This window comes from Kosakonia sp. R1.Fl, from assembly GCF_023516815.1.
Lineage (GTDB): Bacteria > Pseudomonadota > Gammaproteobacteria > Enterobacterales > Enterobacteriaceae > Kosakonia.
This window is the reverse complement of sequence record NZ_JAMGSQ010000001.1, coordinates 2,241,177-2,252,588: the sequence shown is the minus strand read 5'-3', so window position 1 is coordinate 2,252,588 and position 11,412 is coordinate 2,241,177. Positions and strand designations below refer to the sequence as shown.

The 11,412-nt window shown below is 55.1% G+C and carries 10 protein-coding genes; 2 read left to right on the top strand and 8 right to left on the bottom strand.

The genetic code is table 11. From position 1 onward, the window contains the following. Positions 1-156 precede the first annotated feature (156 nt). The 8 genes from M8Q36_RS10440 to syd form a co-directional block, all read right to left on the bottom strand. Complete coding sequence (locus tag M8Q36_RS10440) at positions 157-1,296, bottom strand: glycerate kinase (RefSeq protein WP_045513310.1); 1,140 nt, start codon at positions 1,294-1,296, stop codon at positions 157-159. Positions 1,297-1,383: 87 nt separating this feature from the next. Then, positions 1,384-2,724, bottom strand: a complete 1,341-nt coding sequence (gudD, locus tag M8Q36_RS10435) for a glucarate dehydratase (RefSeq protein ID WP_249880821.1) — start codon at positions 2,722-2,724, stop codon at positions 1,384-1,386. Between the two features lie 20 nt (positions 2,725-2,744). After that, positions 2,745-4,085, bottom strand: a complete 1,341-nt coding sequence (locus M8Q36_RS10430) for an enolase C-terminal domain-like protein (protein ID WP_249882752.1) — start codon at positions 4,083-4,085, stop codon at positions 2,745-2,747. Then, the gene (locus M8Q36_RS10425) at positions 4,085-5,440 is read right to left on the bottom strand and encodes an MFS transporter (RefSeq protein WP_249880820.1); all 1,356 of its coding nucleotides are present in this window, start codon (positions 5,438-5,440) and stop codon (positions 4,085-4,087) included. Before M8Q36_RS10425 ends, M8Q36_RS10430 begins: the two co-directional genes overlap by 1 nt. Before the next feature lie 379 nt (positions 5,441-5,819). Beyond that, positions 5,820-6,269 carry a flavodoxin gene (locus M8Q36_RS10420; RefSeq protein ID WP_249880819.1) on the bottom strand — a complete coding sequence of 150 codons (450 nt, stop codon included), beginning with the start codon at positions 6,267-6,269 and terminating at the stop codon, positions 5,820-5,822. A gap of 5 nt (positions 6,270-6,274) precedes the next feature. Beyond that, positions 6,275-7,069 (bottom strand): tRNA pseudouridine(65) synthase TruC, encoded by a 795-nt coding sequence (truC, locus tag M8Q36_RS10415; RefSeq protein WP_249880818.1) that lies wholly within the window; start codon positions 7,067-7,069, stop codon positions 6,275-6,277. Further along, positions 7,069-7,398 (bottom strand): YqcC family protein, encoded by a 330-nt coding sequence (locus M8Q36_RS10410; RefSeq protein WP_025263719.1) that lies wholly within the window; start codon positions 7,396-7,398, stop codon positions 7,069-7,071. The genes truC and M8Q36_RS10410 overlap by 1 nt, the downstream gene beginning before the upstream one ends. A 631-nt stretch (positions 7,399-8,029) precedes the next feature. Next, a complete protein-coding gene (gene syd / locus M8Q36_RS10405; RefSeq protein ID WP_249880817.1) occupies positions 8,030-8,575 on the bottom strand; it encodes a SecY-interacting protein in 546 nt (181 codons plus the stop codon). Positions 8,576-8,644: 69 nt separating this feature from the next. Here syd and queF point away from each other — a divergent pair, with 69 nt between their 5' ends. Both queF and ppnN read left to right on the top strand, forming a co-directional pair. Beyond that, a complete protein-coding gene (gene queF, locus M8Q36_RS10400; protein WP_249880816.1) occupies positions 8,645-9,490 on the top strand; it encodes an NADPH-dependent 7-cyano-7-deazaguanine reductase QueF in 846 nt (281 codons plus the stop codon). A 117-nt stretch (positions 9,491-9,607) separates the two neighbouring features. Further along, positions 9,608-10,972: a nucleotide 5'-monophosphate nucleosidase PpnN gene (gene ppnN / locus M8Q36_RS10395; protein WP_249880815.1), complete on the top strand. Its 1,365-nt coding sequence runs from the start codon at positions 9,608-9,610 to the stop codon at positions 10,970-10,972. Positions 10,973-11,412 lie beyond the last annotated feature (440 nt).

Genomic DNA, 11,412 nt, shown 5'->3' with positions numbered 1-11,412 from the left:
GCCACCTGACCGCTGGCGGGAGTTGAGGTTAAACACATTATTTATCCGCGAGTGGATAAACAACACATTGATTATCCACTCAACACGCCGCCACTAGGCCAGTGAGAACGCGTTAGAACAAGCCCGATAAGCCAGCATGCTACCGGGCGGTTTACGTTACAGCTTCTGCCCTGCTTTCAGCACTGCCGCCACGTTGCGCGCGGTCATGCGGACATTTTCGCCGGCATTTTCCAGCGCGTCTTCCAGCGAACAGACCTTGTAGATCACACTGAACACCGCATCGATACCGTGATGGTGTACCACGCCAACATCGGCGGTCAGGCTGCCAGCAATGCCGATTACCGGAATATTATGGCGCTTCGCCACTTTCGCCACACCCACTGGCACTTTGCCGTGCACCGTCTGGCTATCGATACGCCCTTCGCCGGTGATCACCAGGTCAGCGCCAATCACGTACTCATCCAGCGCCAGCGCATCGGTGACAATCTCTATACCCTGGCGCAACTCTGCGCCGCAAAACGCATACAGCGCGGCACCCATCCCCCCTGCCGCACCGCCGCCCGCCAGGTGCAGCACGTCCAAATCCAGGTCGCGGGCAATGATCCGCGCATAATGCCCGAGCGCTTTATCGAGCCTGTCGATCATCTCCGGCGTCGCCCCTTTCTGCGGGCCAAACACCGCCGACGCGCCCTCTTTTCCGGTGAGTGGATTGGTCACATCGCAGGCCACTTCGATACGGCACCCGGCAAGGCGTTTATCCAGTTGCGCGGTATCAATTCGCGCCAGCGTTTCCAGCGCCGCACCACCCAGTGCAATCTGCTGGCCATTCTCATCCAGCAGCTTTGCGCCCAGCGCCTGCACCATGCCAGCACCACCGTCATTGGTCGCACTGCCGCCAATGCCAATGATGATATGTTTAACGCCCGCGTCCAGCGCATGGCGAATCAACTCGCCGGTGCCCCAGGACGTGGTGATGAGCGGGTCGCGTTTGGCCGGGGGCACCATTTCCAGCCCGCTGGCGGCAGCCATTTCGATAAAAGCGGATTGCTCGTCGCCAGAAATCCCATAGAACCCTTCCGCCTGCTCGCCGAGCGGGCCTTTTACCGCGACCTTAACGATACGCCCGTCGGTAGCGGCGACCATGGCTTCAACCGTCCCTTCGCCACCGTCCGCCACCGGTATTTTGACGTATTCCGCCGTGGGGAAAATTTCACGAAAACCGCTCTCAATCGCGGTCGCCACATCCAGGGCACTTAAACTTTCTTTGTAAGAGTCTGGTGCGATCACAATTTTCATAAGCCATCCTTACGCATATTCACGGCTTTAAGCATACACCCAGCAAAGATGAGGAAATGCCAGCCCCCGCAAGGACTGGCAATTTCATCAACGCACCATGCACGGACGTTTGTTATCAAATTTCCAGTCCGGGATCAGGTATTGCATTCCCATGGCATCGTCACGCGCGCCGAGGCCATGTTTTTGATACAGCTCGTTGGCTTTCATCACCTGGTCCATATCCAGCTCTACGCCAAGACCCGGTTTGTTTGGCACCTGCACCATCCCGCCTTTGATTTCGAACGGCTGTTTAGTCAGGCGCTGGTTGCCCTCCTGCCAGATCCAGTGCGTATCGATAGCGGTGATATTGCCCGGTGCCGCAGCGGCAACGTGGGTGAACATCGCCAGCGAAATATCAAAGTGGTTATTCGAGTGCGAGCCCCAGGTCAGACCGAACTCGTGGCACATCTGCGCCACACGTACCGAACCCTGCATGGTCCAGAAGTGCGGGTCCGCCAGCGGAATATCCACTGATTGCAGTGACAGCGTATGACCCATTTGACGCCAGTCGGTGGCGATCATATTGGTGGCAGTCGGCAGGCCGGTCGCGCGGCGGAACTCCGCCATCACTTCACGACCGGAGAAGCCCTGTTCCGCGCCGCACGGATCTTCCGCATACGCCAGCACGCCTTTCAGGTGCTTACCGATTTTGATCGCTTCATCCAGCGACCAGGCACCGTTCGGATCGAGCGTCACGCGCGCCTGCGGGAAGCGTTTTGCCAGCGCGGAAATCGCTTCGGCTTCTTCCATTCCCGCCAGCACGCCGCCTTTCAGTTTGAAATCGTTAAAACCATATTTCTCATACGCGGCTTCCGCCAGTCGCACCACGCGATCCGGCGTCATCGCCTCTTCGTGACGCACGCGATACCAGTCGCACTTGTCATCCGGCTGGCTCTGGTACGGCAGCGGCGTTTTTTTGCTGTCGCCAACGAAGAACAGGTAACCGAGCATCTCCACTTCGCTGCGCTGCTGGCCTTCGCCAAGCAGGGAAGCGACGTTCACACCGAGGTGCTGACCGAGCAGATCCAGCATCGCCGCTTCAATGCCGGTCACCACGTGGATCGTAGTACGCAGATCGAAAGTTTGCAGGCCACGGCCACCAGCGTCGCGGTCGGCAAAGTTATTGCGCACGGTGTTGAGGATATTTTTGTACTCACCCAGCGTCTTACCGACCACCAGCGGAATAGCGTCTTCCAGCGTTTGACGGATTTTCTCGCCGCCGGGGATTTCCCCCACACCGGTGTGGCCGGCGTTGTCTTTAATCACCACGATATTGCGGGTGAAGAACGGGGCGTGCGCGCCGCTCAGGTTCATCAACATGCTGTCGTGGCCCGCAACCGGGATAACCTGCATGGAGGAGACAACGGGTGTCGAACTGTATGTGCTCATTTTTTAATCCTTTTGGTCTATCAATGACGTCCAAAAACGGGGCGTTTTTTGTCAAACGTCCAGCCAGGGATGAGGTACTGCATCGGGCCTGCGTCATTGCGCGCGCCGCCGGGCAGCTTCTTGTATGCCGCGTGCGCTTTTTCGATTTGCGTCCAGTCGATCTCAACGCCAAGGCCTGGTGCATCGGGTACGGCGATTTTTCCCTGGCGGATCTCCAGCGGCTGTTTGGTCAGGCGCGCGTCGCCCTCCTGCCAGATCCAGTGCGTGTCGATGGCGGTTGGCGTTCCCGGTGCTGCCGCGCCAACGTGAGTGAACATCGCCAGCGAGATATCGAAATGGTTGTTGGAGTGGCAACCCCAGGTTAATCCCCAGTCGTCGCACAGTTGCGCCACGCGTACCGCGCCGGAAAGCGTCCAGAAGTGCGGATCCGCCAGCGGGATATCCACCGCGTTTAGCATCACCGCATGGCCCATTTCACGCCAGTTGGTGGCAATCATATTGGTCGCTACCGGCAAGCCGGTGGCGCGACGGAACTCCGCCATCACTTCACGCCCGGAAAAGCCCTGCTCTGCGCCGCACGGATCTTCCGCGTAGGTCAGCACATCATTAAGGCCTTTGCACAGGCTGATAGCTTCGTCGAGCAGCCAGGCGCCGTTGGGATCAACCGTGATGCGCGCGTCCGGGAAGCGTTTTTTCAGCGCCCGCACGGTGTCGATCTCTTTTTCGCCTGGCAGTACGCCGCCCTTGAGTTTGAAATCTTTAAAGCCGTAGCGATCCTGTGACGCTTCCGCCAGGCGCACGACCGCATCGCTGTTCATCGCTTCCTGATGACGCAGGTGATACCACTCATGGCTGCCAGGCGTCGCTTCCAGATAGGGCAGATCGGTTTTGGTGCGATCGCCAACATAAAACAGATAACCCAGCACCGTCACCGCATCACGCTGTTTACCAGGGCCAAGCAGTTCGCACACCGGAACATTCAGCGCTTTGCCTAACAGATCCAGCAGGGCGGCTTCCAGTGCCGCGACCGCGTTCACGCGCAGTTCAAAAGTCCAGGCGCCTTTACCGAAGGTGTCGAAATCCGCCGCCTGGTTGCCTTTATGTACGCGCTGCACCACTTTATTCAACCGCGCCACTTCCTGCCCCACCACCATCGGCGTGGCGTCGACCAGCGTGTTGTAGATCACCTCGCCGCCCGGCGCTTCACCGACGCCAGTGTTTCCGGCGTTATCGGTGAGCACCACGATGTTGCGGGTAAAGTAAGCGTTATGCGCGCCGCCGATGTTCATCAGCATGCTGTCATGCCCGGCCACGGGAATGACTTTCATCCCGGTGATAATCGGGCTTGCTTGTGTATTCATCATTCACGTCCTGTCACAGGTTTCAGCACGATACGCTTGATATCACCCACCAGCACCAGGTAACTCAGTACCGCCACCAGCGCATGGATACCGACATAGATCAGCGCGCCGTTAAACGAGCCGGTCGTACCGACGATGTAGCCAATGGCAATCGGCGTCACGATGCCGGAGATGTTACCGAACATGTTGAACAGACCGCCGCTCAGGCCGCTGATCTCTTTCGGCGCGGTATCTGCCATCACCGCCCAACCCAGCGCACCGATACCTTTACCGAAGAAAGCCAGCGCCATGAAAGCGATAATCAGCGTTTCGGAGTCGGTGTAGTTGCAGAACACCATGCTCATGGAGAGCAGCATCCCCAATACGATTGGCGTTTTACGCGCCACGTTCAGCGAGCCGTAGCGGCGCATTAACCAGTCGGAAATGATCCCGCCCAGTACGCCACCCACAAAGCCGCAGATCGCCGGTATCGAGGCAACAAAACCCGCTTTCAAAATCGACATGCCGCGCGCCTGCACCAGGTAAACCGGGAACCAGGTGATAAAGAAATAGGTCAGGGCGTTAATGCAGTACTGGCCCAGATAGACGCCGATCATCATGCGGGAACCCAGCAGCTGTTTGATCTGCCCCCATTTTTCTGAGAACGGAACATGCTCAGCATTTTTCGCCTGATCCATGTTGATCAGCGCGCCACCTTCAGCAATGTACTCCAGCTCTTTTTTGTTTACGCCCGGATGCTGGTTCGGCTCGTGGATCATTTTCTGCCACAGGAAGCTGATGAAAATGCCGAGACCACCCATAAAGAAGAACACATGCGACCAACCCACAGCGTGCGTCAGCCAGCCCATGATCGGCGCAAAGATCACCGTCGCGAAGTATTGCGCGGAGTTAAAAATCGCCACCGCCGTGCCTCTCTCCTGCGCCGGGAACCAGGCCGCAACGATGCGACTGTTGCCAGGGAAGGAAGGGGATTCGGCCAGACCGACCATAAAACGCAGGGTGAAGAGCGCCACGATGATGCCAAAGCCGCTAAAGATGTCGACGAAGCCTTGCAGCAAGGTAAACAGCGACCAGGTGAAGATAGACCAGAAATAGACGCGTTTTGATCCGAAGCGGTCAAGCAACCAGCCGCCCGGTATCTGGCCAATCACATAAGCCCAGGAAAACGCGGAGAAAACATAACCCATACCGACCGGATCCAAACCTATCGCTTTGGACATCTCCGAACCGGCAATCGACAACGTGGCGCGATCGCCATAGTTGAAGGATGTGACGATAAACAGCATCACCACTATCCAGTAGCGGGCGTTGGTACGCTTTTCAGCGCCGCTCGCCGCCTGGCTAAATGTACTCATGGTTGTACTCCCGAAGCATAAATGTTCTTTTGTCCATTCATCCTGTACGGCGCAACCTGTAGGGGAAGACAGGATGATGTCATTGTGTTTTTGCTGCTCCTGCCGGGTTTGCCATACCTGGCGGGCCGCGTTTTTTTAACTGGCAAGAAAAAGTATATGGAGCGCCTTTTGAACTCTCACCGTGCAACAACACAACATTCGCCGGGCGCGGCTATGCCCTTTAAGGCATTAGCCCAGGCGGATGGGGAGTACTTCACGGAAATGAAAATGGAGCAGACCGAAGGCGGTCAAAAGAGAGGCAGCGTTAAAGAGTGTGAAATGCGTCGCTTGACGCGGCAAAAAGAGAGGCTTCCTCCCCGCGTACGGAGAGGAAGACAGGTTATTTCAGCAAGGTCGCCCAGTGCTCAACCCACGGATTAGAGACGGTTTCCGGTTCCGGATCTTCGCTGGCGTCAATCAGCAACATTTCGCCGATACGCTGCGCACCTTGCTCTTGCAGCAAGGCATCGAACTGCTTACCCCCGCCGCAGAAATGGGCGTATGTGCTATCGCCCAGGGCAATGACGCCATAGTGTAGATCGGGCTGATAACCCACGGTGTCGCGCAGATAATGGAACAGCGGCGCAATGCTTTCCGGCAAATCGCCCTGACCGGTCGTGGAGGTGACTATCAGCGCGTAATTGCCTTTGTTGTTTTCCCAGTCGCTGGCTTCGGGATCTTCAATTACCGTCGCCTTGTGGCCCTGCGCCTGTAAGATCTCCTGCGCTTCTTCCGCCACCAGCAGCGAATTGCCGTACATGGTGCCAACAAAAATTCCGACCTTCGCCATGCTCATCACTCCTTGCGTGATTCCTGATTGCCCTCATCCTGGCGGCTCACTGGCAAGAACTCAACCCTTTCATTTTCAGGGAGAAGCCCGCGCCAGCCAAAGTGCGACAGCGCGCCCATCCAGGTTTCATCCAGCCCGGCGCAAATCGTTAACGGTTCGCCGGTAAACGGGTGCGTCAGCGTTAACTGGCTGGCATGCAGCATCAGGCGGTTGCAGCCAAAGTGCTCTGCCGCGCTACGGTTTTGCCGCAAATCGCCGTGTTTACTGTCGCCAATAATCGGATGGCGCAAATGCGCCAGATGGCGACGTAATTGGTGCTTGCGGCCCGTTTTCGGTTCCAGTTCGACCAGACCATAGCGCGTGGTGGGAAATTTGCTGGTTGCCACTGGCATTTCGCACGTTGCCAGCCCGCGATAGTGCGTTACGGCTGGCTGCGCCTCTTTATCGGCGCGGGCGAACTTGTCGGCCACTTTATCCAGCTCTTCGACCAGCGGATAATCAAGCAACGCCTCTTCCATCAGCCAGCCACGCACAATGGCGTGATAGCGTTTTTGAATCTGATGTTGCTCAAATTGCTGTGCTAAGCGGCGACCGACCTCGCTGGATAAGCCCATTAACAACACGCCGGAAGTGGGCCTGTCGAGACGATGGGCGGTAAAAACGTGCTGGCCGATTTGGTCGCGCACCGTTTGCATGACCACCACTTTTTCATCGCGATCTAACCAGCTGCGATGTACAAGCCAGCCGGACGGTTTATTCACCGCCACCAGCCACTCGTCCTGGTAAATAATCTCCAGCATCAGGCGTTTTCGTCGCTGAACAGCGCATCAAGTTGCTGTAAATGCACCAGCATCACATCACGGGACGGATGGGTCGCATCCAGGGCGATTTCATAGTACGGCGCGATGGCAAACGCCTGCGGTAATGGCTGCTGACCATCCAACAAAGCATGCATGCGAGGAATGAGCACCCATTGCAGCCATTCGAACGGCTCAAGGGTGTCCATGCAAAAAGGCTGTGTGCTTTCGAAGGCGCTTGCCGCTGGCGCGCTGGTTTGCCAAAGATTCTGTTCGCGCAGTTGCGCTTCGAGAAGATGAAGTTGCTCACGCACACGTTGATGTTGAGTCATATAAACCCCCGGAATAATCAGACTGGCGCGCAGCATACCAAAGAGCGGAACAAATAAAAAAAGGGAGCACTGTAAAAACAGTGCTCCCGGTTCGTTTCGCAGCAGTCCCGCTACTCGTGTGCTCCCTGCTCATCCATGAAAACTTTTCCTGCGGTCTCCTGACCCGTTCATCCTTAAACAGCGCATCTTGCTCACACCACCCCGATGTGACATGGCCTCATCCGTAAAGCGTGTCCTGGATCTTCCTGATCTGCCGGGTATCCTTACCGGCTCTCATTCTCCGTCCTGGAGGTGTCCGTTAACGCATTCCAGCGATGTCCCCTTGCTTCGTCCTGAAGCCTTTCCTTGCAGCACCGTCCTGGTGAGTCCTCGAAACAACATCATCCTGATGTACGCTTCGTTGTCAGACTCCGTGTCGACTCAAATAGAATTACCGATTACGTAGCGTCTTACAAGAATACTTAACGCAAATTCACCTTTGAATGAAGCCATAAAAGATGAAAGGTTTTAGATTAACCTCATGATTTATATTAATTATGAATGAGAAGGCGCATCAGAAGTATGGAAAAAGACCTGGCGATCTCTTACAGGTCGTGTAAGAGATCTCTCACACGATGAGTAGTATAGAGGATTACACAACGGGTTCGAGTTGGTCGAGGAATGCCGCGAGGCTTGGGGCGAGAACAGTGCGCTGACGCGTACCCAGTGTCTCTTTCACCACTTCGCCGCTGAGGTTACACAGCGAAATCACATCCAGTTCGCTGTCGAGCGTAGCAATAAAAAGTGTAGGCGATAACTTCAGTCTTTTCTGCGTAACCAGGTGACCAATCAGATTTTCCTGCATACGCACGAAGTCATCCTCACTCCACGTTTGCAGCAGCGTCAGCGTCAGTTCGCCAAAACGCGCGGTCATATCACCGGCAAATTGTGTGGTGTAAAAGGTATGGAGCGGCGTTTGTACCACAATTTCCATGGCCTGTTCAATTGGGTTTACATTTCGTTCTGGTACGAACGGTTTTGGCTGCCAGATAACGTATTTGTCGGTGGAAGAAATAATGCACGGCGAGGGAATACCGTAAAGTTCTTCGCTTTGCGGCCAGCTGTCTCGCTGTGCGTGCCACGCATTACAGTAACGTTCCGTAAAGGCTTTCAGGGCATGCGCCGTCTCTTTTTCCACCGATTTCTCTCTTCACATAAGCCAGGATAAACTCTGCGACATAGTTTACCTGCAAAATGGCGATGAAACATGTCCTCTTATGATAACCACCAGGCGCTGGCTGGCCTGACGCTTGGCAAAACCACCGATTACCGCGACACCTACGACGCCAGCTTGCTGCAGGGCGTTCCCCGTTCGTTAAACCGCGATCCGTTAGGCTTAAACGCTGAGAACTTGCCTTTTCGCGGTGCGGATATCTGGACGTTGTATGAACTCTCCTGGCTCAACGCGAAAGGTTTGCCGCAGGTGGCGGTTGGCCACGTTGAGCTGGATCACGCCAGCATCAATCTGGTGGAATCGAAAAGCTTCAAACTCTATCTCAACAGTTTTAACCAGACACGTTTTGCCACCTGGCAAGAGGTGCACGATACGTTGCAACGCGATTTAAGCGCCTGCGCCCAGGGTGATGTCAACGTGGTGCTGTACCGTATTGATGAACTGGAAGGGCAGCCTGTCGCCCATTTTCACGGCACCTGTATCGACGACCAGGATATTGCGATCGAGAGTTACGACTTTGACGCCGCGCTGTTAACCGATGCCGCCAGCGGAAAGGTTGTGGAAGAGACGCTGGTCAGCCATTTATTAAAATCGAACTGCCTGATCACCCACCAGCCGGATTGGGGCTCGGTGCAAATCCAGTATCGCGGCGCGCAAATCGACCGTGAAAAATTGCTGCGCTACCTGGTCTCTTTCCGCCATCACAATGAATTTCATGAACAATGTGTGGAGCGCATTTTCACGGACATTCAACGTTTCTGCCAGCCGGAAAAACTGAGCGTGTACGCGCGCTATACCCGACGCGGCGGGCTGGATATCAACCCATGGCGCACCAACACCGATTTTGTCCCTGCAACCGGTCGGTTAGTACGCCAGTAAAACCCAACATTTTACGACTCTGCGTGGAAGATCCCACGCGACAGGTTGTTAAACGTCATAAGCCAGGGCTATTGTAATCACGGGAAAGATAAAATTTTCGTCCCGTAAGGAGTTCACTTGATTACACATATTAGCCCGCTTGGCTCAATGGATATGCTGTCGCAGCTGGAAGTCGATATGCTTAAACGCACGGCCAGCAGCGACCTGTATCAACTGTTTCGCAACTGCTCGCTCGCTGTACTGAACTCAGGGAGCCAGACCGACAGCAGCAAAGAGCTGCTCTCCCGTAACGAAAGTTTTGATATCAACGTGTTACGCCGTGAACGCGGCGTAAAGCTGGAGTTGATCAACCCACCGGAAGAGGCCTTTGTCGACGGGCGCATTATTCGCTCGCTGCAGGCCAACCTGTTTGCTGTTCTGCGCGATATTCTCTTCGTTAATGGGCAGATTCATAACGCTGGACGCGTCCAGCATTTAAATCTGGAAAGCTCCATCCATATCACCAACCTGGTCTTTTCCATTTTGCGTAACGCCCGCGCGCTGCATGTCGGTGAAGCGCCGAGCATGGTGGTCTGCTGGGGCGGCCACTCGATTAACGAAACCGAGTACCTCTACGCGCGCCGCGTGGGAACGCAGCTTGGGCTGCGTGAGCTGAACATCTGCACGGGCTGCGGCCCAGGTGCGATGGAAGCGCCCATGAAAGGTGCCGCCGTCGGCCACGCGCAGCAACGCTATAAAGAGGGTCGTTTTATCGGCATGACCGAGCCGTCGATCATTGCCGCTGAGCCGCCAAATCCGCTGGTCAACGAACTTATCATCATGCCAGATATTGAAAAACGTCTGGAAGCGTTTGTCCGTATCGCGCACGGCATCATCATCTTCCCGGGTGGCGTAGGCACGGCGGAAGAGTTGTTGTATCTGCTGGGGATTTTGATGAACCCGGCCAACAAAAACCAGGTACTACCGCTGATTCTGACCGGGCCAAAAGAGAGTGCGGATTATTTCCGCGTGCTGGACGAATTTATCGTCAACACGCTGGGCGAAGCCGCGCGACAACACTACACCATCATCATTAATGATGCGGCTGAAGTGGCGCGGCAGATGAAAAAAGCGATGCCGCGCGTGAAAGAGAACCGTCGTGAAACCGGGGATGCCTATAGTTTCAACTGGTCTATCCGTATCGCGCCGGATCTGCAGGTGCCGTTTGAACCGACGCACGAAAATATGGCTAACCTGAAACTTTATCCGGATCAGCCGGTGGAAACGTTAGCGGCGGATCTGCGCCGGGCGTTCTCAGGCATCGTGGCGGGTAACGTGAAAGAGCACGGCATTCGGGCGATTGAGGAGTTCGGCTCGTATAAAATTCATGGCGATAGCGACATGATGCGCCGTATGGATGACCTGCTACAGGGCTTTGTCGCCCAGCATCGTATGAAACTGCCAGGCAGCGCGTACATTCCCTGCTACGAAATCTGCGCCTGATCTCCCAGGGCGACCTATAAGTCGCCCTTATACCTCGGATTTTTTCCCACACAGCTCACACCCATATCGCCAGCATATTCATACGTTTCAGTTGCCCTTAAACGTCGATAAATCACTACGATAGCGGTTTTTTACAGGGTATTTATCGTCTTTCAACGGTGTGCGTTTGATCGCAAATCTTGCTGGTGATAGCCTTCGCGCCCATAAATTTCATCTCTAGATCATTAAGCAGAGAGATGGTCTAAATATATCCACATAAAAAGTGATTTATTGCAATTGCGATCCTGATCACTGATAGAGTCATAACATAAATGTATCTTTCCGCCGCAAATAATTGCGGGAAGAAATTATAAAAAAACCGTGATTGACCGAATTTAATATTACCGCCAGCCTGTCAGGCATTGTATTCGCCCGTCATGCCAGCATTTTGCTTTTCCCAG